Source organism: Pseudoalteromonas sp. SCSIO 43210 (assembly GCF_054133285.1).
In genome coordinates this window covers 3,408,825-3,432,763 of record NZ_CP087225.1, presented here as the reverse complement: position 1 = coordinate 3,432,763, position 23,939 = coordinate 3,408,825, and the positions used below count along the sequence as shown (strand labels likewise).

General features: G+C 38.1%; 23 protein-coding genes. 16 read left to right on the top strand and 7 right to left on the bottom strand.

Annotation, left to right across the window (positions count from 1 at the left end):
• Positions 1-28 precede the first annotated feature (28 nt).
• Complete coding sequence (locus LOS73_RS14710) at positions 29-3,208, top strand: amidohydrolase family protein (RefSeq protein WP_457933907.1); 3,180 nt, start codon at positions 29-31, stop codon at positions 3,206-3,208.
• 40 nt (positions 3,209-3,248) lie between these two features.
• On the opposite strand, the gene LOS73_RS14705 is transcribed toward LOS73_RS14710, so the two are convergent.
• Positions 3,249-3,821, bottom strand: coding sequence for a TetR/AcrR family transcriptional regulator (locus tag LOS73_RS14705; RefSeq protein WP_457933906.1), 573 nt, complete (start codon positions 3,819-3,821; stop codon positions 3,249-3,251).
• A gap of 96 nt (positions 3,822-3,917) precedes the next feature.
• Between LOS73_RS14705 and LOS73_RS14700 the strand changes: the two genes are divergently transcribed.
• Positions 3,918-4,394 carry an HPP family protein gene (locus LOS73_RS14700; RefSeq protein ID WP_007375881.1) on the top strand — a complete coding sequence of 159 codons (477 nt, stop codon included), beginning with the start codon at positions 3,918-3,920 and terminating at the stop codon, positions 4,392-4,394.
• 31 nt (positions 4,395-4,425) lie between these two features.
• Here the strand turns inward: LOS73_RS14700 and LOS73_RS14695 are convergent, their stop codons facing one another.
• Positions 4,426-4,782, bottom strand: a complete 357-nt coding sequence (locus LOS73_RS14695) for a hypothetical protein (RefSeq protein WP_007375880.1) — start codon at positions 4,780-4,782, stop codon at positions 4,426-4,428.
• 150 nt (positions 4,783-4,932) lie between these two features.
• Between LOS73_RS14695 and LOS73_RS14690 the strand changes: the two genes are divergently transcribed.
• Complete coding sequence (locus LOS73_RS14690) at positions 4,933-5,685, top strand: Nif3-like dinuclear metal center hexameric protein (protein ID WP_457933905.1); 753 nt, start codon at positions 4,933-4,935, stop codon at positions 5,683-5,685.
• Positions 5,686-5,763: 78 nt separating this feature from the next.
• Here LOS73_RS14690 and LOS73_RS14685 read toward each other — a convergent pair whose 3' ends face one another.
• The 3 genes from LOS73_RS14685 to LOS73_RS14675 all read right to left on the bottom strand — a co-directional run bounded on the left by LOS73_RS14685 (position 5,764) and on the right by LOS73_RS14675 (position 10,262).
• Positions 5,764-6,528, bottom strand: coding sequence for a YdcF family protein (locus LOS73_RS14685; protein WP_457933904.1), 765 nt, complete (start codon positions 6,526-6,528; stop codon positions 5,764-5,766).
• A gap of 54 nt (positions 6,529-6,582) precedes the next feature.
• Positions 6,583-7,470 carry a LysR family transcriptional regulator gene (locus LOS73_RS14680; protein WP_007375877.1) on the bottom strand — a complete coding sequence of 296 codons (888 nt, stop codon included), beginning with the start codon at positions 7,468-7,470 and terminating at the stop codon, positions 6,583-6,585.
• A gap of 422 nt (positions 7,471-7,892) precedes the next feature.
• Complete coding sequence (locus LOS73_RS14675; RefSeq protein WP_008138441.1) at positions 7,893-10,262, bottom strand: EAL domain-containing protein; 2,370 nt, start codon at positions 10,260-10,262, stop codon at positions 7,893-7,895.
• Positions 10,263-10,469: 207 nt separating this feature from the next.
• Between LOS73_RS14675 and pyrC the strand changes: the two genes are divergently transcribed.
• The 9 genes from pyrC to LOS73_RS14630 all read left to right on the top strand — a co-directional run bounded on the left by pyrC (position 10,470) and on the right by LOS73_RS14630 (position 19,870).
• On the top strand, positions 10,470-11,522 hold the full coding sequence (gene pyrC, locus LOS73_RS14670) for a dihydroorotase (protein ID WP_457933903.1): 1,053 nt from the start codon (positions 10,470-10,472) through the stop codon (positions 11,520-11,522).
• A 423-nt stretch (positions 11,523-11,945) separates the two neighbouring features.
• Positions 11,946-12,149 (top strand): cold-shock protein, encoded by a 204-nt coding sequence (locus LOS73_RS14665; protein WP_002961702.1) that lies wholly within the window; start codon positions 11,946-11,948, stop codon positions 12,147-12,149.
• A 1,643-nt stretch (positions 12,150-13,792) separates the two neighbouring features.
• The gene (locus tag LOS73_RS14660) at positions 13,793-14,563 is read left to right on the top strand and encodes a DUF3450 domain-containing protein (RefSeq protein WP_033016274.1); all 771 of its coding nucleotides are present in this window, start codon (positions 13,793-13,795) and stop codon (positions 14,561-14,563) included.
• Positions 14,564-14,569: 6 nt separating this feature from the next.
• Positions 14,570-15,934, top strand: a complete 1,365-nt coding sequence (locus tag LOS73_RS14655) for a MotA/TolQ/ExbB proton channel family protein (protein ID WP_033037762.1) — start codon at positions 14,570-14,572, stop codon at positions 15,932-15,934.
• Positions 15,934-16,458 (top strand): MotA/TolQ/ExbB proton channel family protein, encoded by a 525-nt coding sequence (locus tag LOS73_RS14650; protein WP_002961709.1) that lies wholly within the window; start codon positions 15,934-15,936, stop codon positions 16,456-16,458. Before LOS73_RS14655 ends, LOS73_RS14650 begins: the two co-directional genes overlap by 1 nt.
• Positions 16,459-16,472: 14 nt before the next feature.
• Positions 16,473-16,877: an ExbD/TolR family protein gene (locus LOS73_RS14645; RefSeq protein ID WP_002961710.1), complete on the top strand. Its 405-nt coding sequence runs from the start codon at positions 16,473-16,475 to the stop codon at positions 16,875-16,877.
• Positions 16,877-17,494, top strand: a complete 618-nt coding sequence (locus tag LOS73_RS14640) for an energy transducer TonB (protein WP_033016273.1) — start codon at positions 16,877-16,879, stop codon at positions 17,492-17,494. Before LOS73_RS14645 ends, LOS73_RS14640 begins: the two co-directional genes overlap by 1 nt.
• 11 nt (positions 17,495-17,505) lie before the next feature.
• Positions 17,506-18,765 (top strand): tetratricopeptide repeat protein, encoded by a 1,260-nt coding sequence (locus LOS73_RS14635; protein WP_007375869.1) that lies wholly within the window; start codon positions 17,506-17,508, stop codon positions 18,763-18,765.
• A 61-nt stretch (positions 18,766-18,826) separates the two neighbouring features.
• Positions 18,827-19,870: a hypothetical protein gene (locus tag LOS73_RS14630; protein ID WP_457933902.1), complete on the top strand. Its 1,044-nt coding sequence runs from the start codon at positions 18,827-18,829 to the stop codon at positions 19,868-19,870.
• 16 nt (positions 19,871-19,886) lie between these two features.
• Here the strand turns inward: LOS73_RS14630 and LOS73_RS14625 are convergent, their stop codons facing one another.
• Both LOS73_RS14625 and LOS73_RS14620 read right to left on the bottom strand, forming a co-directional pair.
• Positions 19,887-20,213 carry a TraR/DksA family transcriptional regulator gene (locus tag LOS73_RS14625; RefSeq protein WP_007375867.1) on the bottom strand — a complete coding sequence of 109 codons (327 nt, stop codon included), beginning with the start codon at positions 20,211-20,213 and terminating at the stop codon, positions 19,887-19,889.
• Positions 20,214-20,274: 61 nt separating this feature from the next.
• Positions 20,275-21,255: a tRNA-dihydrouridine synthase gene (locus LOS73_RS14620; protein ID WP_007375866.1), complete on the bottom strand. Its 981-nt coding sequence runs from the start codon at positions 21,253-21,255 to the stop codon at positions 20,275-20,277.
• A gap of 225 nt (positions 21,256-21,480) precedes the next feature.
• Here LOS73_RS14620 and LOS73_RS14615 point away from each other — a divergent pair, with 225 nt between their 5' ends.
• The 4 genes from LOS73_RS14615 to LOS73_RS14600 all read left to right on the top strand — a co-directional run bounded on the left by LOS73_RS14615 (position 21,481) and on the right by LOS73_RS14600 (position 23,824).
• Positions 21,481-21,915 (top strand): HvfA family oxazolone/thioamide-modified RiPP metallophore, encoded by a 435-nt coding sequence (locus LOS73_RS14615; RefSeq protein WP_007375865.1) that lies wholly within the window; start codon positions 21,481-21,483, stop codon positions 21,913-21,915.
• A gap of 67 nt (positions 21,916-21,982) precedes the next feature.
• Complete coding sequence (locus LOS73_RS14610; protein WP_033028611.1) at positions 21,983-22,840, top strand: HvfB family MNIO-type RiPP peptide maturase; 858 nt, start codon at positions 21,983-21,985, stop codon at positions 22,838-22,840.
• A 36-nt stretch (positions 22,841-22,876) separates the two neighbouring features.
• Positions 22,877-23,629, top strand: a complete 753-nt coding sequence (locus LOS73_RS14605; RefSeq protein ID WP_007375863.1) for an HvfC family RiPP maturation protein — start codon at positions 22,877-22,879, stop codon at positions 23,627-23,629.
• A gap of 72 nt (positions 23,630-23,701) precedes the next feature.
• Positions 23,702-23,824, top strand: coding sequence for a hypothetical protein (locus tag LOS73_RS14600; protein WP_007375862.1), 123 nt, complete (start codon positions 23,702-23,704; stop codon positions 23,822-23,824).
• Positions 23,825-23,939: the final 115 nt, after the last annotated feature.

Below are 23,939 nucleotides of genomic sequence, written 5' to 3'. Positions count from 1 at the left end.
TACAGCAACAAAAACAAGCGAGAAACGCATGAAAAAAATGCTTCATACAGTATTGGCGCTGTCGGTGTCATTAGCGATAGGGCAGGTAAATGCCGCTGAAAAAGACGAACAAAAATGGCAAGTAGATTCACCTAAGGGGCAATTTGTTGACGCTGCAATTAGCGTTGAGCAGGGCACATGGATGAATATAGATATTAGCCCTGATGGTAAAACCGTGGTGTTTGACTTACTTGGCGATATTTACACTATGCCAATGAGTGGTGGTACAGCTACAAAGCTCACCTCTGATATTGCATGGCAAATGCAACCACGCTTTAGTCCTAACGGCAAAAGTATTGCGTTTACCTCCGACCAAGGTGGTGGCGATAACATTTGGATAATGGACTTAAATGGCGAAAACCAACACGCAGTTACCGACGAAACTTTTAGATTACTAAATAGCCCTGCATGGAGCCCTAATGGCGACTACTTAGTTGCGCGTAAACACTTTACAGCTAGCCGCTCATTAGGTGCCGGTGAAGTGTGGTTGTATCATAAAGCGGGTGGCAAAGGCGTGCAGCTTACAAAACGCGAGAACGATCAAAAAGATTTAGGTGAGCCAATGTTTTCACCTGATGGTCGTTATGTATACTTCTCACATGATGCAACACCCGGTAAAACCTTTCATTATTCAAAGGATTCTGTAGCGGGCATTTATAAAATTAAGCGCTACGACCGTGAAACGGGTGAAATTGAAACCATAATCGATACGATGGGCGGTGCCATTAGGCCTACACCGTCACCTGATGGTAAAAAACTGGCGTATATAAAGCGTGATGATTTTCAAACTAGTCTTTATTTATATGACTTAACCAGCGGTGAGCACACTAAGCTTTACGATAAGCTTGAGCGAGATATGCAAGAAACCTGGGCTATTCATGGTGTATACCCAACCATTGCATGGACACCCGATAATGAAGAACTGGTATTTTGGGCTGGTGGCACAATTCACAAGCTAGATGTTGCAGACAAATCTGTTAAAACCATACCTTTTAAAGTGCAAACAAGTAAAAAAATTCAAAAAACAGTGCGATTTACACAAAACTTAGATACCGACGAGTTTGATGTAAAAATGCTGCGTAATGTGCAAGTAAGCCCAGATGGCGAAACGGCAATTTTTGAAGCGCTTGGGCATATTTATAAACGTGATTTAGAGTCGGGTAAAATTAAGCGTTTAACAAAGCAAACAGATCATTACGAATTATTTCCACAGTACTCTCGCGATGGTAAAAAAATAGTGTACACCACATGGGATGATAACAAGCAAGGGTCCGTAAGGGTTGTGTCTGCACGCAGTGGCCGTGGCGATACCATTACTACGCAGCCAGGCAAGTATGTAGAGCCAACGTTTAGTCCAGATGGTAAAACGGTTGTTTATCGTAAAGCCACTGGCGGCAGTATTTTAAACCCTAAGTGGTCACTTAATCCGGGGGTTTATAGCGTAAGCGCTAAAGGCGGTAAAAGTGAGCTTATTTCAAAAAGTGGTTATCAACCACAATTTGGAGATGCAAACGATCGTGTTTTCATTATGAGTCCTTGGCCAAAACCAACGCTTAGCGTAGTAGAGCTTGAAAGTAAAAAAGTTCGCAAACTATACGAGTCAGAGCATGCTACTGAATTTAGAGTATCACCAGATGGGCAATACCTCGCTTTTGCTGAGCGATTTAAAGTATTTGTAACGCCGTTAGTTCAAAGTGGTAAAACAATTAATATTGGCCCTAAAGACAGTCAATTTCCAATAGAGCAGTTATCGGTTCGTGCTGGTGAAAACATTAGTTGGAGTGCAAAGAGCAACAAACTTTATTGGACATTAGGGCCTGAGCTTTATCATGCAAGCCTTGAAGGAATGTTTGCTATTAACAAAGCCGAAGATACCGACTTTAAAGTGAAAAGTGGCGATAATATCGGTTTCAGTAAAAAAATGGCAGAGCCTAAAGGTATGATTGCGCTCACTGGTGCAAAAATTATAACTATGGATGGCGAAAAGGTTATTGAAAATGGCGTCATTATTACTGATGGCAAGCATATCAAAGCAATTGGTACAGCCAGCGATATAAGCATCCCTAAAGGTGCTGAGGTTATTGATGTAACAGGCAAAACTATTATGCCTGGTATTGTTGATGCTCATGCACATGGCTCGCAAGCAAGTGATGAAATTATACCTGAGCAAAACTGGAAAAACTTTGCAGGTTTAGCGCTGGGTGTAACTACAATTCACGATCCATCAAACGATACCTCCGAAATATTTACCGCAAGCGAAATGCAAAAGGCAGGCATGATTGTTGGCCCGCGTATTTTCTCAACGGGTACTATTTTATATGGCGCAAATATGCCAGGTTATACTTCGCACATTGACTCGTTAGACGATGCTAAATTTCATTTAGAGCGCCTTAAAAAAGTAGGGGCGTTTAGTGTTAAATCGTATAACCAGCCACGTCGTGAGCAGCGCCAACAAGTTATTGAAGCAGGCCGGATGCTTGAAATGATGGTTGTCCCTGAAGGCGGCTCATTATTACAACATAACTTAAGTATGATTGTAGATGGACACACAGGTATTGAGCATTCAATCCCTGTAGAGAACATATACGACGATGTAAAGCAGTTATGGTCGCAAAGTGATGTTGGCTATACACCAACACTTGTAGTGGCTTATGGTGGCATTTGGGGTGAAAATTACTGGTACGATAAAACTGATGTGTGGAATCATCCGCGTTTAAGTAAATTTGTGCCAAAAAATCAATTATTACCACGCTCTATGCGCCGCATTAAAGCGCCCGATCATCACTATAATCACTTTAATAACGCACGCGTTGCTGCTGAACTGCAAGACTTAGGTGTTTTGGTTAACTTAGGTGCACACGGTCAGCGTGAAGGCTTAGGTGCACACTGGGAGATGTGGATGTTTGCACAAGGCGGAATGACACCGCTTGAGGCAATACGTGCATCGACACTCGATCCGGCTAAGTATTTAGGGCTTGATAAAAACGTAGGCTCGCTTGAAGTGGGTAAACTGGCTGATTTAATGGTTATAGATGGCGATCCGCTTAAAAATATTCGAGATTCGGATAAAGTAGATTACACCATGATCAATGGTCGATTATTCAATGCAGAGACAATGAATGAAGTGGGTAAAAAAGAGCGCGAACCACTTTATTTTGAAAAACTGTAATTTATTTTGATCTTTTGGAAGCGGCTATTAGCCGCTTTTTTTAGCTTTGTGTTATGTGTTTTAGCAAAGTAATACTTGGCATAACGAGAGATTGGTTATGCATTACACGTGCTTGGCATATTAATCCCTCTTTGAGAGTAAGTAAGGTATGTGCAATTTCTAGCGCTTTAACTTTATTATTTTTGAGTTCGGGTGTAGCAAGTAATGCAGTTAAAATGATGTCTAATATGGTTTGTTTATGTTGCATACATTGCTTTGCTATAGGGTGTTGAGCATTAGGATACTCTGCTGCAGCATTTATAAAAAAACAGCCATTGAAATGCCCAAGCTTTGGTACTTGGTTGGCAAACCATAGTTTTAACCCAGCAAATAACGAAATAGCGACTTCAATAGCTAGTGGTTTATTGCAGATCTCTTCAAGCCAGCTATTAAACTGTGTATCTCTTTTGGTTAAGCACGCGCAAATTAACTCATCTTTACTGGCAAAATGATTATAAAGTGTTTTTTTTGCCACGTTAGATTCTGCTAAAATTTCATTAATGCCAACAGCATGTAAGCCTTTGGTGTAAAACAAAGTAAGTGCCGTATTTACAATATGTTCTTGTTTAGTCATTTAGTCTCCTCAAAAACAAAGGTTGACACAAGTAGACTGACTTGTCTACTCTGTGCATGTAGACAAGTCGGTCTACTTTTGATGTAAGAGATTAAAATGAATTTAAGTGATATCAAATTAGCCTGTGTTGCCGGTGTTTTTTCAGCGCTTGTGCTTGGATTTCTAGCGTGGTTGAACAACATGGGTGATTATGGGATATGGTTAATGGCACCCTTTGGTGCAACAGCAGTACTTGTATTTGGTATTCCAAATAGCCCATTAGCACAGCCAAAAAATGTGATTTTTGGTCATCTTTTAACTGCATTTGTGGGTATCGTTTTTGTAACTTATGTTGGCGATGGCAGTGCATCAATTGCATTGGCCGTTGGCATTGCAATTACACTAATGATGCTCACTAAAACAGTACATCCGGCGGCAGGTGCTAATCCTATTCTGATTATTGCATCAGGGCAGAGTTGGGACTTTTTGATTATGCCTGTATTAGCCGGGACGATGTTTATTGTTATTTGTGGCTTTGCTGCAAAATGGTTACTGGCTTTCTCGGTAAATAGTAGGCATAAAAAAACCGCTTAACGCGGTTTCTTTTAAAAATCATAAATGTTGATTAAACAACACCGCGCGGTAAGCGACAATCATGATCTTTACGAGCTAAAATTACAATCCAAAGCTCTTCCGCTGTGTAGCCTTCTTCATTTTCGGTAACAACAGTGAATGGGGCTTTTTTCTGTGCTTTTACAGGCGCAGCCGCTTTGGTTTTAGTTTTTTTAGCAGGCGCTTTGGGTGTCGTTTTACCAGAGCTTAATTCTTCAGTTAGCTCTACTAAATCAGCTAGGCGTAAGTTTTTACCGCCATCGATGCTGTACCAGCCAGGTTTAGTTGTGATTTCAGGTTTTTTACCATTGGCAGCTTCGTACGCTGATTCAAAGGCAGATAACACTTCTGTTTTGTCTAGTTTGCTCATCAGAGACCCTATACGTTGTGAACACAGATAAAGAAGACGTATTTATACCTATTTTAAAACAGTTTTTCAATTTTTTGCGATTTTCCTTCCATTTTAAGCCTATAAACGCCAAAATTTGCACAAAATTCAGTGCAAAGTAAGGTAAGTTATATGCAACGTAGAGAATTTAACCAACTCCTAAATGACATTTTAAAGCCTCATTTAATTAAAGACTTTTGCCCAAATGGTTTACAAGTTGAAGGTAAAAATGAAATTAAAAAAATTGTGACGGGTGTAACCGCGAGTCAAGCATTAATAGATTCTGCTATTGAGCAACAAGCAGATGCTATTTTGGTTCACCATGGTTTTTTTTGGAAGGGGGAATCCCAACCTATAACGGGAATGAAAAAGCGTCGTATAGGCGCGCTACTAGCTAATGATATTAATTTATTTTGCTATCACTTACCACTCGATATTCACCCGGCAATAGGCAATAACGCGCAACTGGCAAAGTTATTAGATATTGAAATAGAGGCTGGGCTTGAGCCAGTTACAAATAGCGTAGCAATGAAAGGACGTTTAAAAACGCCTCTAAATGGTGAAGATTTTGCAAATAAAATAGCAAAAGTACTTAATCGGGCCCCACTCACAAGCTTAGTACGCTCAGCTAAAATTGAAACTATTGCACTGTGCACCGGTGGAGGGCAAGGGTATATTGATTTAGCTGCAGAGCAAGGTATTGACGCGTATTTAACCGGTGAGGCATCAGAGCAAACAATTCATAGCTCTCGTGAGCAAAATATTGATTTTTTTGCAGCAGGGCATCATGCAACAGAGCGCGATGGTGTAAAAGCTTTGGGTGAGTTATTAGCGCAAGAGCATGGTTTTGAGGTGATATTTATAGATATAGATAACCCAGTTTAACTAGGCTATCTATTAGCTAACCTGAACTTTGGTTGAAATAGATTTTATTGTCCAGAGTTCAGGTTAGGACTATATAAGTTACAGCGCCTCTGGATCTATCCAGCGGCGCAAACTTATCCATGTATTTCCTACTACTTCGTGACTATATTGCGTAACCACAAGTAAGGCTTGAGCATTTGGAATAAACTGCTTGCTCCACGGCAGCGCTGCAAAATTATGGTAATCAGTGGCTGCGGTTATGATTTTAATGCCTTGAGCATTAAATAAGTCTTTGGCACGGGGCATGTGCAGTACAGATGTTACTAGTGCAACTTTAAAGTCGACTAATTTTGATGCGAGTAACTTAGCTTCCTCACCGGTATCCATTGCTTTTGGGTTTTGGAATATACGGCTTTTATTAATTCCTAAACTCACCGCTGTTTGATACATAAGCCCGCTATTAGTGGTATTTTGATAGCCCCCGCCTGAAACTATAAGCTCTGCATTAGGGTAGTACTTGGCAAGTTTTACACCTTCGACTAAGCGCGTTAGCGCACAATTACCTAATTGATTATTTGAACTTAAAGCCGAATTTGGGTTTATGTCGCAACCTAGCACGACTATTTTGTCTATTTTAGGGTGCTTTAGGGCATTAAATGCAAGCGACGCAGGTTCATTATTTTGGATAATGAAATTGGCGATAAAGGGTGTACTCAATGCAAGTAATACAATTAAGCTTAAAGTAGATAAGAAGAGAGCTGATTTGCGGCCTTTAAATGCGAGTAAGAGCATTAGACAGGCAAATAAACCAAATAGAGGTAGTGGCATAAGTAAACCACCAATCATTTTTTTAATAACAAACATAATAAGCAACATAAAAACAAGAGTATTGCTTTATGTTACTCATTAGATTGCGATTTATCGACCGTTATTTAGCTTACAGGTATTTAAAAAATGGCGATAAACAGGGTTATCTTTCATATCTTTTTTCATTGCTAAGTACATCGGTCGAGTAAGCCCAAGCGCACCTAGCGGGATGGACTTTATTAAACCTTGGCTTTCATAAGGGGTAACTAGCCAATCAGGTAATGCAGCAACACCCATACCAGCACTCACTAATTGAAAAATAAGGAGTCCTTGATCAACTGTTTTTAAGGTGCCATCGAAACGTGCATTTTGAATAAAGTATTTAAAAATATCTTGGCGTTCGCGCGGGATAGGGTATGAAATAATGGTTTCGTTTTTCAAATCAAGCGCTGTTACATATGCTTTTTTAGCAAGCTCATGATCAGGCGCCACAATAAGCTTCAGTTTAAAATCAAACAAGTGCGCGTATTCTAATGTGTCGGGTTCACGTATATCAGACGTCAAAACTAAGTCGAGCTCATCGTTTAGTAGGTCAGGAATAGCGTCGTAACTAAAGCCACGTTCATAATCAATTTTTATATCAGGCCAAAAGTTATTAAATTCTTTAATAGTAGGTAATAACCAATGAAAACATGCATGGCATTCCACACTTAAACGCAGTTGAGAAATAGGCTGGTTTAAGCTTTCTTTTAAACGGCATTTAGTCGCTTCCATTTTTGGTAATATTTCGTGAGCTAACTCAAGTAATAACATTCCTTGGGGCGTAAAGCGGACTGGCTGAGTTTTACGTTCGAATAATTGGCAATCTAATTTATTCTCTAAATCTTTGATTTGATGAGATAAAGCAGACTGTGTTAAAAATAATTCTCGTGCTGTATTAACCAAAGATCCTGTTTCTTTTAGGGTTGCTATGGTTTTTAAATGTTTAATACCAATCATCTTTAAAAATTCTCATGGAAAAAGTGAGTTTAACTCAGATTAATTACATACTACGCCTATATAAAAAACGTTTCAACGTCTAGATGGCTAAAGTTTTGCTGTTTATTGTCATAAATTTATTAAAAATTTAAATTTCTAATGATAGAAGTCATTTAATACTGACTTTACAAGTTTTATATGAGTTTGCTTCATGTTGAATCAAAGGAAGGAAAAATAATATATATTTTAACTGGACGTAATTTTTAGCGTCGAAAATTACTGTTCGAGATAGATTTATTATCCATAGTTCAGGTTATCTAAGGATGATTTAATCGTGGTGTGAATTGTGTAGTGAGCTCGATAACTACTTCTGCGTTACTTTAGAGGCTTACATCCATGTAAGAATAAGTAAAACCGATTAACAAAGAGTAAAATCGGCTATATTATAGGGGGTTATTTATTAATAATATGGCTTCGTTTGCGCTGACAGGTTTTGATTTCAAAAATCCTTGCCCAAAATCGCATTGCGTCGATTGTAATATAGTTAGTTGTTCTACAGTCTCTATCCCTTCAGCTACGACAGCAAATTTTAATGATTGCGCCAGAGATAAAATAGCCTCAACCAACGGGTTAGTTGAATCTTGAAGGTGGTCAATAAAACTCTTATCAATTTTTAAAACATGAATCGGAAGTTGATGTAAATAGCCTAATGCAGAGTATCCAGTGCCAAAATCATCTAAACAGAGCTTAACTTTTAGAGGGGATAGGCCTTCTATAATTTGCGTTGCTAGATCTAAATTCTCTATTAAACCTGATTCTGTAATTTCTAGGCATAAAGAACCCAAAGGCAATTGATATTTGTTGTAAATAGCATGAATTTGCGCAACAAAATCAAGACTAGCAAAATGCCGAGATGATACATTAACTGTAATTTTTAAGAATCGATGACCTTGCTGGTGCCAGTCTGAAATTTGTTGGGCAGCTAAATCGAGCAAGTGCAAATCAAGGTTTATAATCTGCCCAGTGGTTTCAGCAATAGGAATAAAGTCATTCGGTGAAACAAAGCCTTTTTTAGGGTGATGCCAACGAACTAAGGCTTCAAAACCAATGACTTCACTTTCAGCGATGGTAAAAATTGGTTGAAAATAGAGTTCAAATTCGTTGTGCTCAATACCGTGTTGCAAATCGTTTTCGATATCAGCATGAGTCTTAAGCTTTTTACGCATGGTATTATTAAAAAACTTAACTTGCCCACGACCTGTCGATTTAGCCTCGTACATAGCGGCGTCAGCTTGTTGAAGTAATATATAAGCTTTATCATTTATATTATCACTATATGCAATACCGATACTGGTTGAAGCTTGTAATAAATGACCATCAACATCGATTGGTTTTGAAAGTACAGTTTGAATCCGTTTAAGCGCTTCGTTGACTTGGTTTCGATGCGTAATATTTTCCATGAAAATAGCAAACTCATCGCCACCTAAACGGGCAAAGGTATCGGTATTACGAACGGTGGCTTTAATTAAGTCACATATTCGAATTAAGAAGTGGTCACCAACTTCATGGCCTAGAGAATCATTAATACTCTTAAATCGGTCAAAATCTAAATATAACAACGCATGGCTGGTGCCTTTTTTGGCACGTGTTAGTCTTAATATAGCGTGCTTCGCACGTTCTATTAATAGTGAACGATTAGCTAGTCCAGTTAATTCATCGTGTAAAGCACGGTGCTCAAGCTCCTGGCGAGCAAGTTGCCTATCTATTGCCATGCTAATTTGACGGCTCACGTACGTTAATAATGAGCTGTCATGCTCACTGTAATGTAAAGACTTATCATAACTTTGAACAACAATAACACCACTGATACGTTCATTTGCTTTAAATGGTACGCCCAACCAAGACTCGGATTGTCGGCCTATCATTTTGAAGTGGCCATCTGCTATTTGTTGTTTGTAATCTTTTTTTGTAAAAAGTAATGGCTGATCTTTTTGTAGTAAATAATATGAGGCAGTGTCTTTAAGTTGCTCTTTTGAAAATTTTTGATGGGTGCTTGTTTGAATACCCTCTTCAACAATGTAGACAATGTCGAGTATATCTACTTGTTTATCGTAAAGTGCAATAAAAAAATTATCTGCACGTAACAAGCTATTAATTATAGCGTGAAGAGATTCAAAAAAAGTATCTAGGTCACTGGCTTTATAAGTTAAGTTAGCTATTTGCAAAAGACTATTTTCAAGCTTTTGCGCATTATTTAATTGCTCAACAGTTTGTTGTAAATTATTGACTGTATTAACTTGGTTTATTTTGGCACTAAGTAAATGTGCGACAGTGGTGAGTATTTCAAGATGGGCATTAGTAAAATAGTTCTTAATGGGATGTTCACAATCAATTACCCCTAAAATTTGCTCTTTATATATAAGAGGAACACATAATTCTGACTGAGCAGGGCGTTCATCTGCTATATAGCGGCTATCAGTACTTACATCACCAAGCATCACTGCTTCACCAGTGCGTGCAACAAAGCCCGAAATTCCCTCACTAAACTGTATTACCTTTCGTTGCGCTCTATATTTGTAGCGTTGATGGGGGATCCCCATAGATGCAACTTGGTTTAATATAGAAGCTGAGTCATCGGCAAGGTAGATAACACAATCAACAAAGCCAAGTCTATTAACGACTTGAGTTGTTACGTATTCTAGTAACTCTTCTAGAGTATCAAGCTGTAATAAACTAGATGAAAACTGATTAATGATACTAAGCTGTTCAGTTTTTATTTCCAGAGCTTCATTGGTATCGACTTTGTTCGACATAGGCAGCTAATTTTATTCTTTATATTTATAAACACAGCAACTAAGTTAACGTAAACTTTATCTTTCTACAAAATAAAACGATGAATGCTTTTTATGAGCTGTAAAGTTTTATTTAATAGTAGAGCTGAGTCCATTATTTTTAATAAGGTCTTTACTCGAAAACCTCCTATGCCTATGATCGGATAAATTCAGCCGTGGAATAAAAAAATGATTAGTAAAACTAAAGATGCAATCACAACACTCACTATAACTCGACCAGATGACTGGCATGTACACTTACGTGATGGCGATCAGCTAAAAGATACCGTTCGCGATATTAGTCGTTATATGGGTCGTGCGATTATTATGCCTAACTTGGTTCCTCCGGCAACATGTACTGATACAGCACTTGAATACCGTGCACGTATTATGGCGGCAGGTCCTCAAGGTGATTTTGAGCCATTAATGGTTTTGTATCTTACTGATAAAACAACACCTGAAGAAATTAAAAAAGCTAAAGAAACAGGTAAAATAGTTGCGGCTAAACTTTACCCGGCAGGCGCTACAACAAATTCTGACTCCGGTGTGACTTCCGTTAAAAATATTTACTCAGTACTAAAAGCAATGCAAGAAGTGGGGATGCTTTTATTGGTTCACGGTGAAGTTACTGATTCGTCGATAGATATTTTTGATCGAGAAAAGGTATTTTTAGATACAATTTTAGGTGATGTTGTTAGCGATTTCCCTGAACTTAAAATTGTACTAGAGCATATTACAACGAAAGATGCGGTAGAGTTCGTAGTAAATGCACCGGATAATGTAGCGGCTACTATTACAGCTCATCATTTACTTTATAATCGTAATCATATGTTAGCAGGGGGGATACGTCCCCATTATTACTGTTTACCAGTATTAAAGCGTAATACACACCAACAAGCATTAATGGCTGCAGCAATAAGTGGCAATAAAAAATTCTTTTTAGGAACTGATTCGGCTCCGCATTATAAAGACAAAAAAGAAGCTGCTTGCGGTTGTGCTGGGGCATACACAGCCCACGCTGCGATTGAATTATACGCCGAGGCATTTGAAGAAGCTGGTGCACTGGATAAATTAGAAGGTTTTGCTAGTCACTTTGGTCCTGATTTTTATGGTGTTATGCGTAATCAAGATACAATAACACTACAAAGAAATCCTTGGAGAGTTCCCGCTAGCTACTCGCTAGGTGATTCGCATGTTGTTCCCATTAAAGCCGAAGACATGATTGAATGGGAAGTGAGTTAATCATTCAGTAAATCAGCTTAAACTTTATAAATTTTTATGTGATTTTTACTTGCGCTGATCATTGTACAATTTTTGTTTTGATCAAATATTTCGCATTTAAAATACGCGACTGATTCTAAAAAGAGTAACCGAATAGTATTTTTTTGTATTAAAATTAGCCGTTTAGACATTATTTAATAAAAAAATATATTTTTAATAAATAATGTCTAATTAATAGAGCGAAATAAAAAATAATGTGTTAATCTTAACTTGCTTTGAGTTTTTGCGTATTGAATTTACGGATATTGTGCTGCGTTTAAGGTTACCGGTTAGGTTATTACTTCTTCCTGTACTATACCTCCATTTTGTGGGCATTGACTCGGGGAGGATATTGCCATAATAATATGGCTGAATTTTAATTATTGACTTACAGGAAAATTTAGTATGTCGGTTACTGGTAAAGTAAAGTTTTTCAACGAAGCTAAAGGCTTTGGTTTCATTGAACAAGAAAATGGTCCTGACGTGTTTGTACATTTCAGCGCAATCACTGGTTCTGGTTTTCGCACTCTTAGCGAAGGTCAAGCAGTGACATTCAGCATCAAGCAAGGTCAAAAAGGCCCTGAAGCTGAGAACGTAGAAGCAGCATAATTTATTATGTGAACCTTCGTTCAACGTGGTGAAACAGTTATCTGTTTCACCATAATTCCTTTGTTAATACTATTAAATCTTCCTCACTATCTCCTATAAAGCTATCAATTATTACAATGCATACTTAAATTAATTAATTTTAAAGCGCTGATATTTGTTAAATGCATCTTTATTGTTCAATTAGCAATATTCTTTGAGCATTTGGTTGATCAAGTCGTCAAGCGAAATACCACGTGTATTAAATACCACGTGTATTAAATGACAGGGTTATCTTTTTGCTATTAAAGTTTATTATTTTTCTGAGTTAAATTTTATTCTTAGAGATTTTTTGCGACACGATTTTTAATCTAGTGCTCTCGTTAGCGGCTAAAGCCTTACATTCCTTATAGTCATATCGATCTACATAAGCACTTTATCAATTCAACGAATAAAATAACCATTTAACCTATTTGAAGTTTATTCTTTTTGTCGACACGATTTTCTTATATCAAAATAGATCACTTAATTAAGCGAATTGCTATTATGCAATTTTCTTGGCGTTAAATTGACCCCATTTCTAAGCAGACTTTTATCATAAATCGAACAAGTAAAGCTTCATTTGCTACTTTCAGCCCTTATCTAAGCATACAACAAAGAGTCAATTACCTCTAGCAAGACCCTTTGAATAAAATGTATTTGGCATTTATGCATTGTTATCGCCTTTATTAGCATAACGGCACTACAGTAAGCATTGCTGTGTGTGATTGAGCTACGGTATTAAAATTAAAAAATTAAACTTCAACTGCTTTTAGTTATTATAAGACTACCTTTAAAGCATAGTAGCGAGCTATGTAACGAGGTGAAATGATATAGTTTTCACAGAGCCTACCATAAAAATTGTAATTGAATTAAATAGATCATATTCAAGATAGGTGACTAACGTTGATTGTAGTAACAACTTCAAGCTGCTCAGATTGGAGTATGGTATTTCATTGAAAGCTTGTTCCTAAAATTAGCCATCTCTAATACATGCCCAGCAAAAGATAAATTCAAATATTTGGACAACTTCTGAGAGTAATAAATTAATAACTAATTGCACACTGTGCATCATTTGGTTCGTAACCAACCACTTTACTCTCCATTAATATTGGGTAATGGAAATATCAATATACGATATTCGAAGTGAATATTAATTCAATATAAAGGCATTTTGTGATGTTTTCTTGTGCGATAAACGGTTTGTTTTTTCAGATGAAGCGTTTAAAACCAGTTAAAAAGGCATGAAGTTGGCCAAAAAAAAACTTATATAAGAAATAAGTATATTTTTTTTTGTTTTTTTTCAGGGCGAATTCATTTTCAATTGAATGTTGCATTTTTGTTGTTTTTATAAGGGCGACACCCAATAAACATACCCCTTAAAAGGCTTTGATAGAAATATTAAGAATAAGACTGGTTACAATATTGTTAACATTTGGTATGCAGTCCTTTAGTGTAAGCTTTGAACTGGCTATTTATTTACTGAGATAAGCAAACATCAAGTTGACAGCGCTTATTGCATTTAGCATTATTGGAAGGTTGATATCTATTAAAAGATATCAGGGTTGTCTTCCTTATGGGTTGATAATTAAATTATAAAAGTAACATTACTTAATTGGTTGGGAACTATGTCTGTTAAAATCAGAAAGAGTCTTGTAGCAACTGCGTTGGTTGGCGCATTTGCATTTGCAAGCAGCAATGTGATTGCAGATCCTTTGAATGACGTGCAAAAAGCAGGTCAACAAATTCAAAAGGCTGCTGTTAAGTCTCAAACTAAAATTGACAATGTATATGGTCAAACTCAAGAGCTAATCGCTGAGTACCGTAGCATCGTTGATGAGACTGAACTTATGAAAGTGTATAACGATCATGTATCACGCTTGGTTGATAGCCAAAATGCGTCTATTGAATCGTTTGATCGTCAAATCGCTACTATTGATAACACTAAACAAAACGTTGTGCCTTTGATGTATCGCATGATCGATACGCTTGAGCAATTCATCAAAGCGGACGTTCCATTTAATCTTGAAACGCGTTTAGGACGTGTTGAAAGACTACGTGAAATCATGGTTTCTGCGTCTGTAACGACGTCTGAAAAATTCCGTCAAGTACTTGAAGCTTACACTATTGAAACAGCATACAGTTCACTTGTATCTGCTTCACAAGGTACATTAGAAGTTGATGGTAAGAGCATTAACGTTGATATCGGTCAATTAGGTCGTATAACTTACGTTGCTCAATCTTTTGACTTGAAACATGCTTGGGTGTGGGATAACAACACTAAACAGTGGAAAGAATTAGGTGAAGAATACCTAAAACCTGTTAAAGAAGTTATTCGTATGGCGCGTAAGCAAGCGACATTAGAACTTGTTAAACTACCTATCTTTGGCGCGGAGTAATCAATAATGAAGAAACTATTTAAAGGTTTTGCTGTTGCAGCAGTACTAACTGTTTCTGCAGGTACCGCGCTTAATGCACATGCAAATACTGGAGCTCTAGATAAAATCCTTGAGCAAGTAAAGCAAGAGCGTATCTCTGAAGGTAAAATTAATAAGCAACGTGAGCAAGAGTTCTTATCTGAACGTGCTGACAAGCAATCATTACTTAACAAAGCTAAAAGCCAACTTGCTTCTGAAAAAGCACGTGGCGTTAGTTTAGCTAAGCAATATGCACAAAATGAAAATACTTTAGCAGAGAAAGAGCAAGCTCTTCAAAGCGCACAAGGTACTTTAGGTGAAATGTTTGGTGTTGTACGTCGTGCAGCTCAAGACGCTATCGGTTCGATCGAAGCATCACTTGTTAGTGCTGAAAAGCCAGGTCGTGCTGAAATATTACGTTCATTAGCTGCTGCTAAAGAACTTCCAACTGTTCGTGAATTAGAAGAACTTTGGATTTCACTACAAACAGAAATGACTGAATCAGCTAAAGTTTCAACATTCGAAACTGAAGTTGCTGGCCTTGATGGTAACCCGTCAATGAAGAAAGTAACGCGTATCGGTAACTTTAACTTAGTTACAGACGATGGTTACTTAATTTATTCACCAGAGACTAAGTCTATCCAGCCTCTAGGTAAGCAACCAGATGGTTACATTTTAGACGGTATCACAGCGCTTGAAAATACATCTCCAGATAACTACGCTGGTGTTTATATTGACCCGACTCGTGGTGCTATCTTACGTATCAATACTCAAAAAGCGACCCTTATGGAATACTTCCATCAAGGTGGCGTAGTTGGTTATATCATCACAGCCTTACTAGGCCTAGGTATGCTAATTACTCTAATTCGCTTTGTTGACCTTACGCTTACTACAAGTAAGATTAAGAGCCAACTTAAAAATGTTGCTACACCGAATACAAATAACCCACTGGGTCGTATTCTTAAAGTGTACCATGACAACAAGAACCAAGATGTTGAAAACCTTGAGCTTAAACTTGATGAAGCGATTCTACGTGAAACGCCACGCATCGAAGCTGGTATCAATATAATCAAGATTCTTGCTGCAATCGCACCATTACTAGGTCTACTAGGTACTGTAATCGGTATGATCTTAACGTTCCAAACAATCACATTGTTCGGTACGGGTGATCCGAAGATCATGGCAGGTAACATCTCTCTAGCACTTGTAACTACAGCGCTAGGTCTAATTGCTGCATTACCACTAATTCTACTTCATGCTCTAGTAGCTGGTCGTAGTAAGTCGGTATTACACATCCTTGATGAGCAAAGCGCGGGTATCGTTGCTACTCACGCGGAGAAGGAGAAAGCCTAATGCTAGTCCTGATGGAGATATGGGAATCTATCAGGGATTTTGTTGGCACAGGCGGCCAGGTTTTATACGTGGTCGCGATAGCACTCTTTCTGATGTGGGTTTTAATGATTGAGCGCTATTGGTTCTTACTTGCAGAGTTTCCTCGCACAGCGAAAGAAATTGTAGCAAAGTGGGATGCCCGCCAAGACACTACGTCTTGGTACGCACACAGAATCCGTGAAGCATGGATTTCTGAAGCGTCTGAAAAATTAGATCAGCGTATGTTGTTGATTAAGACATTAGTAGCTGTTTGTCCTTTAATAGGCTTACTTGGTACTGTTACTGGTATGATCTCGGTTTTCGAAACCATGGCCAACCAGGGTACAGGTAACGCAAGATTAATGGCATCAGGTATTTCAATGGCAACAATCCCGACAATGGCTGGAATGGTTGCGGCACTATCTGGAGTATTTTTTAGCTCACGTCTTGAGACAAAAGCTAAAATGGTGAAAGCCAAACTTATTGATAGTATGCCTCATCACTAGAGAGAGAATTAAATATGGCACGTAAACAACGTTTTCGTGAAGAAGAAGAAGCAGCGGTTGATATGACGCCAATGCTTGACATCGTATTTATCATGCTTATTTTCTTTATCGTAACTACATCGTTCGTTAAAGAGGCTGGTATCGAGGTCAATAAACCAAAAGCTGCCCAAGCTACTAAGCAAAAAAATGCTAACATTTTTATTGCTATCCGTAGTAACGGCGAAATCTGGATTGATAAACAGCAGGTTGATGTTGAACGTATTTCAGCAAAAATCGAAAGTTTATTAGCAGAACAACCTACTGAAGTTGTGATTTTGCAAGCTGATAAAGAAGCAAAACATGGCGTAGTGGTTAAAGTTATGGACCAGATTAAAGCGACGGGTGATAACCTGAGAATTTCAATAGCTGGAGATCAGTAATGATTCGTTTTCTGTTTTCACTGATTGCAGGTGGGGCAGTTACTTTCGGCTTGTTCTACTTCATGGCTTTCCTCATCTCTGGTGGGGCTGACCGTAATACGGAACAAAAAGAGCAGATCATAGTCGAAATAATGACGAATCCGCCTGAATCTAAGGTGCAGGAGAGGAAGCGTGTACCGCCTCCGCCTCCTCCGCCACCAAAGCAGCCGCCTAAACCGCAGCCGCCACAGCCGGAAAATAACAGTCCAACACCTGGTGCTATGTCATTTAATATGGGAAGCATTGATGTTGGTAGTTCGGCAGGTGGACTAAGTGGTCCTGGTGCATTTGGACGTGATGGTGATGCGACACCTATCGTTCGTATAGAACCAAAATATCCAACGCAAGCAGCACGTGATGGTAAAGAAGGTTGGGTTCAACTTTCGTTCACAATTGATGAGTTAGGTGGAGTGACTGACGTTGAAGTAATTGACGCCGATCCAAAACGTATCTTTGACCGTGAAGCTAAGCGCGCATTGCGTAAGTGGAAGTACCGTCCTAAGATCATTGACGGAAAACCTCAAATACAACCGGGTTTACAAGTTCAATTAGACTTTAAACTTAACCAAGGCAATTAAGGAGGCGAGTAATGAGAAATTTTTCTAAAGTAACTGCTCTTGCGATTCTTATGTCTGTGTCAGGTGCTACATTAACAGCATCTGTTTTAGCGGCGCCAGACTACGCAAAGATTGAAGAGCGTAAGAAAGCAAAAACTAAAATCATGGGCGAGCGTACTGGTAAAAAGGTAATTAAAGCGTTTGATTTGTACGGTGAAGAAAAAGTTGAAGAAGCAATTGTTCTGCTAAAAGATATTGATCCATCTAATGACTTTGATAAGGCGACTGTAAATCGTTACTTAGGTAGCATGTACGCGCAGGTAGAAAAGTATGATGAAGCGATTAAATATACTAAGCAGGCGGTTGCGCCAGATGTTTTAAACTTTGCTGATCAGGAACAATCCCTTAAGTTATTAGGCGATTTACTTATTGGTACTCAAAAGTATCAAGAAGCTAAAAAAGCATATTTAGCATGGATTGATTTTACGGGCGATGAAGATCCGAAAGTTTACACACGTATTGCGCAAGCTAACTACGAGTTGAAACAATTTCGTGATGTTTTCGGTCCAGCAGACAAAGCAATTTCGCTTCAAAAGGAGCCGAACAAAGCTCCTTACCAATTAAAGTTAGGCTCTTATTTCGAGCTTAAAGACTATAATAATATGGTCAAAGTTGGTGAAGAAATTGTTCGTGTTTGGCCTGATGATAAAAAAGCTTGGGTTAGTTTAGGTAAATATTACCTACAAACTGAAAACTACAAAAAAGGTCTTTCGACCATGGAAGTAGCATTCAACCAAGGTTTTTTTGAAGCTGAAGTCGATTACAAAGTATTGTCTAACTTCTATTCTTTAAATGAAATTCCTTTTAAAGCGGCTGTTACGCTTGAGAAGGCTATTAAAGAAAAGAATGTTAAACGTACTAAGCAAAACGTTAGCGCGATTGCTAGTAATTACCATCGTTCTAAAGATCTCGTTAAAGCTGCTAAGTATTATGAAGAAGCTGCTAAATTTGATGAAGACGCTGAGCTTTACCGCAAAGCAGGTTCATTACTTTTACAGTCTGAAAAATTTAGTGCTGCTGTTGTTCGTTTGAACAAAGCATTAGAGCTAGGCTCTGATAAAAAGGGCACTATTTACTCAGATTTAGCTGAAGCATATTATTACCAAGGCAAGTACAAGCAAGCTCATGCTGCTATTACTAAAGCCATGGATGACCCACGCACTCGCAAGTTTGCAAAGGGTTGGGCTACATACATTAAAGATAAAGCCGCTCGCAACGGTGTTAAAATTTAATTTTTATTAGCTAAAGCAACTTTTAAAAAGCCCCTCTGGGGCTTTTTTTATTGGAATTACTATGTATAAAAAGCTCTCTTTTTCATTACTACTGTGTCTATTTTTAGTCGCATGTTCAAAGCAGCCTCAACCTTACGAGTCATTTGAAGATGCACAAGTCGGTTTAAAAACTTTAAACATGGCGCTTGTACTATCAGGCGCTAATAAAACAGATAAAATTACTAAAGAGCAATTGGTCTTTTCTGATGCATATTTAGCTAAACGCCATACTATTTATCAGAACTTAATGGGCATGGAGCTTAATCTCAATCAAATAGCGCAAGTAAATTACTTGGTTATTGCAGAGCGTTTTCCTGAGCGCTATTTTAATTGGCCGGCTCAAGTAGATGTATTAAAGAACATGCTTGCTTTTGAAGGCACAAAAAACACACCGGATAATGTTATTACCTGGCTTAAGTTAACCCAAGAAACGTTAGACAGTGCTAAACAAAGCAATTTAAAACTGAATAAAGTTGAACTTGCATTGTTACAAAGTTATGTATTGAGTGCGATAGGCACTAACGACGTTCAACCAGCGCTTAAAAGCCATATAAGGGCTTTTAGCGATTATTTAGCTAGTTACAGGCCCAGGGGGAGTGTTGGTCTAAGAGGCCTGCCAAATGGAACCCAGTGGTATCAGAGCAAACTTAATTACTTTAGTGGCGAAGTACATTCACCATTAGAATGGGTTACTCTTTTAAATGAAAAAATAAAAGTATTAGATCGTGTTGCATTCGACAGTAAACAGCCAACTTCTCACCAGAAATCGTTTTTAGTTCAGTATTTATCTGATGAAAAATTAATAGAAGGCTTGGATTGGCAGGCTAACTATCAAGACTTACCTGCAATGGCGAGCAATATGGACATGTCTGATAAAGATAAAACATTGATGCTTGCGATGATGGAATCAGATATAGGTATTCACTATCATGCGTGGACTTTGCCTCAAGCAAAGGTGAACCTTGTAAAGCGCCTAAAAATGAGTCCAGAAGAGGCTCAGTATTTAGTTGAAGATATAATTCTCTACCCTGGGCAATCATTTAGTTTTATAAAGCAAATGATGTAATGATGTGAAAGTGCGCTTATGGTGCGCACTTTATACATCGTTGAGTTGCAGGGTCTTGCTCAAGTAACTTTGCTGATATTTTTTCTTCGCAGTCACAACAGTAACCATATTGGCCAATCTCTATTTGGCTAACGGCAGCTTCTAATTTAGTCATGCGACTAATTAAAATAGCATACTCCGGACCTAACTTTTCTGCCGCACAGTCTAACCATTCATTGTTGGCTTTATTATCTAAAATTTGTATTAAATGGTGATGTGCAGGGTAGGCTGATTTAGAAAGCATAGTTAATATATTTAATTTAACTTGCGCTATTTCATCGTTCAGTCTTTGTTGATGATGCATTATCAGTACAACCTTATTAAATTGGCTTTACGTTATACTGATATTATCTATAGGCTTTAAGTTAGCTGTTATGATTTGAATCAAGTTGCGGTGCTTTGGCGTATTTATTTAATACGCTTGCCACATCTTCTTTACTTTTTAAACGTCTGATTTCATCAAATAAATCGATAGCTTGTGGGTATTGGCGTTTTAGGTAACCAAGCCATTGTTTAGTACGTGACGCAAAATATTTTTCATCCTTTGCAGGGTCTTGATGAATAGCAGAGTGGATTAAGTGATAAATAATATGCTCCCACTCAAGTCCATCGTATTGTTCATTATTTACATGAGCTTTAATTTTTTTTGCTAAATCAGGGTGCGAAAGGGCGCCACGACCAAGCATTAAATTAGTACATCCACTTCGTTTTTGGCAAAGCATTGCGTCTTCTACTTGCCAAATTTCACCATTGGCAACAACGGCAATATTTTTATCTTTTATTATTGGTGGAATTTTTTCCCAATAAGCAGGCGGATTATAGCCATCACGTTTGGTGCGAGCATGTATTGCAATGCTATTTGCTCCAGCACTGACAACCGCATCTACAATTTCTTGGCTGTTACTATCATCATCAAATCCTAAGCGGATTTTTGCACTAACTTCATGCTGATCATCTACAGCGTCTCGGACTGCTTTAATAATCGTATACATGTGGTCAGGATCTTTAAGCAGCACAGCCCCGCCTCGACTACGGTTAACCGTTTTTGCTGGACAGCCAAAATTAAGATCAACACCGTGAGAACCTAATGCTATAGCTCTAATCGCATTTTCTGCTAAAGGGTTCGCTTCTTGTCCGAGTAGTTGGATACGCACAGGCGTTCCTGCTCGCGTAAAACCATTATTATGTAATTCAGGGCAATAGCGGTGAAAAACTTTATCGGGTAAACATGTTTCAACCACTCTTACAAACTCGGTAACGCATAAATCGAACCCACCGATGTCGGTGAGTAATTGACGCATTTTAAAATCGACAACACCTTCCATAGGCGCTAAAACAAGTTTCATAAGGTGATTATTTCTGAGAAAAACAGGACGCATAGTTTACCTGTAAATCTTACATTGATAAATCTGTAATTACCGACCATATTTAATGAAGTAAGTGCAAAAGCAAATATTATGAAAATAATTGAAAGTTTTTATTTTTGTGCGGGTCTACTTAAGCATACAAGCAATTTAAAAATACATTTATATTGCTGAGATTTACAATCCTTGATTAAAGAGAGTCATAAAATGAATACAGTTAGAAAAAATACAATCGCGTTAACTTTAGGTGCAGTAGTTGTTGGCTCTGCAAGTTTTGTATCTGCTGATGTACAAGCTAACCCATTTGAGTTTCAACAGTTAGTGACAGGTTATCAACTAGATGCTGCTGAAGGTAAATGTGGTGAAGGTAAATGTGGCGGCGATGCCAAAGGTAAAAAAGAAGGCAAGTGCGGCGAAGGCAAATGTGGCGGCGATGCTAAAGGCAAAAAAGAAGGCAAGTGCGGCGAAGGCAAATGTGGCGGCGATGCCAAAGGTAAAAAAGAAGGCAAGTGCGGCGAAGGTAAATGTGGCGGCGATGCAAAAGGTAAAAAAGAAGGCAAGTGCGGCGAAGGTAAATGTGGCGGCGACGCAAAAGGTAAAAAAGAAGGTAAGTGCGGCGAAGGTAAATGTGGTGGCCGTTAATATCTTATTTTAAATAAGGTATGCTAAAAGGGCCTTAAGGCCCTTTTTTGTTAAGTTAGAGGTAGTTATGACACAAACTAAAAGTATAGATTTCGGAATGGTTGGTCTTGGCCTCCGACGAGAAATGCTTAATGAACTGCTTGAACACGTACCTAATCAAGTAGATTTTTTAGAAGTTGCACCAGAGAATTGGCTAAAATTAGGTGGGCGCTTTAAGAAACAGTTTAAAACATTAACAGATGCAAATAATTTTGTGTGCCATGGATTGTCACTTTCTATCGGCTCGCCCGAGCCACTGGATGTTGAATTTGTTAAATCTTTAAAAGTTTTTTTTAAAGAGCACAATATAAAATTTTTTAGTGAGCACTTAAGTTACTGCTCTGGCGCGGGCCATATGTATGACTTAATGCCTATTCCGTTTACTCAAGATGCGATAGCACACGTTGTACCACGTATTAAGCAAGTTCAAGATATACTTGAGCAACAAATTGCGATAGAAAATGTTTCTTATTATGGTGCTCCTGGGCAGCAATTATCAGAGCTTGAATTTACGAATACTATTTTAGAGCAAGCTGACTGCAAGCTTTTACTCGATGTGAATAACATTTACGTTAATTCGATAAATCATGCCTATAACGCGCAAGCATTTTTAACAGGGTTACCTTCTGAGCGTATTGCTTATGGACACGTTGCAGGGCACTACAATGAGGCTGATGACTTAATAGTTGATACACATGGCGCAGATGTCATTGATCCTGTGTGGAAGCTACTTGATAAGGCGTACGAAGTACATGGTGTGTTTCCAACTTTGCTTGAGCGTGACTTTAATATCCCTACTATGAATGTGTTAACCAAAGAGTTGGATATAATTCATGGGCTGCAAGCTAAATACCTTAATTCAAGTGTTTCAAAACAACGAGCTTAATATAAGCCTTTATAAACATTAAAAGAGTGCCTAGTGATGAGCTTTATTGAAATACAAAACGAATTTATGGCGCATATTCGCGAGCCTAAAAAAAATAAACGGCCCAGCGGTATTGAAGATAGACGTATGGCCATTTATCGCGATCTATTTTTTAATAATATTGAAGGTTTTGTATCATCAGGTTTTCCGGTGTTAAAAACCTTATACACAGACAAACAATGGCATTCCCTCGTACGTCAGTTCTTTAGCGAATATGATTGTCATTCGCCGTACTTTTTAGATATAGCAGGGGAGTTTATTAATTACTTATCAAGTGATTATAAAATGAAAAAACACGACCCCGTGTTTATGCTAGAGCTTGCTCATTACGAATGGGTAGAGCTAGATGTATCGATTGCACATGAAGATGAGCAAGCGCAAAAATTACAAACAACAGCACTCACTAGTTCTGCTTTGTATTTATCTAACGCTGCAAGAAATTTAAGTTATCAATTTCCGGTTCAAAATATCAGCACAGAGTTTATACCTAAAGAGCCATCAACTCAGCCTAATTACTTTGTTGTATATAGAGACGAAAATGATGATGTGCAGTTTTTAGCAACAAATGCGATGACAGCTTTGCTATTGTCAATCATAGAGGTAAGTGAAGGTGCGACATTTGACAACGTTTGCCAACAGGTATTAGCTCACGCTCCACAATTTAATGCAGAGCAAATTGCTCAAGGTGCGTTGGTTACCCTTAATGCAATGGTTGAACGCGGTGTCATTGTGACAAAAAATCAAGATTAAGGTCTTTATTGATAATTTTACATCGTCTATTATGACAGCCTTATTTGCCGTGCTTAATAAAAGGTTGTACCAATGTCAGATGATAAAGACTTTAAAGATCCGTTCAACGCTACTTACTTTCTTGCATTTTTAGCTATATTTGCAGGAATTGGTTGTTTAAATGCAATTTTAGGTTGGATCACTAGCTTAACCTAAAATGCATAGCGTTTATTAAGGCTGTTGTTTACTTCAGCCTTGAACCTCTTTATTTTTAATTACCCCGCTTAAACTATAATAACGTCAAACTCGCATTTAAAGGTCAGTTAAGGTT

Bases quoted from the DNA above. Each gene is read 5' to 3' on its own strand.
- LOS73_RS14710 (WP_457933907.1), top strand. From the start codon at position 29: ATGAAAAAAATGCTTCATACAGTATTGGCGCTGTCGGTGTCATTAGCG.
- LOS73_RS14705 (WP_457933906.1), bottom strand. From the start codon at position 3,821: ATGACTAAACAAGAACATATTGTAAATACGGCACTTACTTTGTTTTAC.
- LOS73_RS14700 (WP_007375881.1), top strand. From the start codon at position 3,918: ATGAATTTAAGTGATATCAAATTAGCCTGTGTTGCCGGTGTTTTTTCA.
- LOS73_RS14695 (WP_007375880.1), bottom strand. From the start codon at position 4,782: ATGAGCAAACTAGACAAAACAGAAGTGTTATCTGCCTTTGAATCAGCG.
- LOS73_RS14690 (WP_457933905.1), top strand. From the start codon at position 4,933: ATGCAACGTAGAGAATTTAACCAACTCCTAAATGACATTTTAAAGCCT.
- LOS73_RS14685 (WP_457933904.1), bottom strand. From the start codon at position 6,528: ATGTTTGTTATTAAAAAAATGATTGGTGGTTTACTTATGCCACTACCT.
- LOS73_RS14680 (WP_007375877.1), bottom strand. From the start codon at position 7,470: ATGATTGGTATTAAACATTTAAAAACCATAGCAACCCTAAAAGAAACA.
- LOS73_RS14675 (WP_008138441.1), bottom strand. From the start codon at position 10,262: ATGTCGAACAAAGTCGATACCAATGAAGCTCTGGAAATAAAAACTGAA.
- pyrC (WP_457933903.1), top strand. From the start codon at position 10,470: ATGATTAGTAAAACTAAAGATGCAATCACAACACTCACTATAACTCGA.
- LOS73_RS14665 (WP_002961702.1), top strand. From the start codon at position 11,946: ATGTCGGTTACTGGTAAAGTAAAGTTTTTCAACGAAGCTAAAGGCTTT.
- LOS73_RS14660 (WP_033016274.1), top strand. From the start codon at position 13,793: ATGTCTGTTAAAATCAGAAAGAGTCTTGTAGCAACTGCGTTGGTTGGC.
- LOS73_RS14655 (WP_033037762.1), top strand. From the start codon at position 14,570: ATGAAGAAACTATTTAAAGGTTTTGCTGTTGCAGCAGTACTAACTGTT.
- LOS73_RS14650 (WP_002961709.1), top strand. From the start codon at position 15,934: ATGCTAGTCCTGATGGAGATATGGGAATCTATCAGGGATTTTGTTGGC.
- LOS73_RS14645 (WP_002961710.1), top strand. From the start codon at position 16,473: ATGGCACGTAAACAACGTTTTCGTGAAGAAGAAGAAGCAGCGGTTGAT.
- LOS73_RS14640 (WP_033016273.1), top strand. From the start codon at position 16,877: ATGATTCGTTTTCTGTTTTCACTGATTGCAGGTGGGGCAGTTACTTTC.
- LOS73_RS14635 (WP_007375869.1), top strand. From the start codon at position 17,506: ATGAGAAATTTTTCTAAAGTAACTGCTCTTGCGATTCTTATGTCTGTG.
- LOS73_RS14630 (WP_457933902.1), top strand. From the start codon at position 18,827: ATGTATAAAAAGCTCTCTTTTTCATTACTACTGTGTCTATTTTTAGTC.
- LOS73_RS14625 (WP_007375867.1), bottom strand. From the start codon at position 20,213: ATGCATCATCAACAAAGACTGAACGATGAAATAGCGCAAGTTAAATTA.
- LOS73_RS14620 (WP_007375866.1), bottom strand. From the start codon at position 21,255: ATGAAACTTGTTTTAGCGCCTATGGAAGGTGTTGTCGATTTTAAAATG.
- LOS73_RS14615 (WP_007375865.1), top strand. From the start codon at position 21,481: ATGAATACAGTTAGAAAAAATACAATCGCGTTAACTTTAGGTGCAGTA.
- LOS73_RS14610 (WP_033028611.1), top strand. From the start codon at position 21,983: ATGACACAAACTAAAAGTATAGATTTCGGAATGGTTGGTCTTGGCCTC.
- LOS73_RS14605 (WP_007375863.1), top strand. From the start codon at position 22,877: ATGAGCTTTATTGAAATACAAAACGAATTTATGGCGCATATTCGCGAG.
- LOS73_RS14600 (WP_007375862.1), top strand. From the start codon at position 23,702: ATGTCAGATGATAAAGACTTTAAAGATCCGTTCAACGCTACTTACTTT.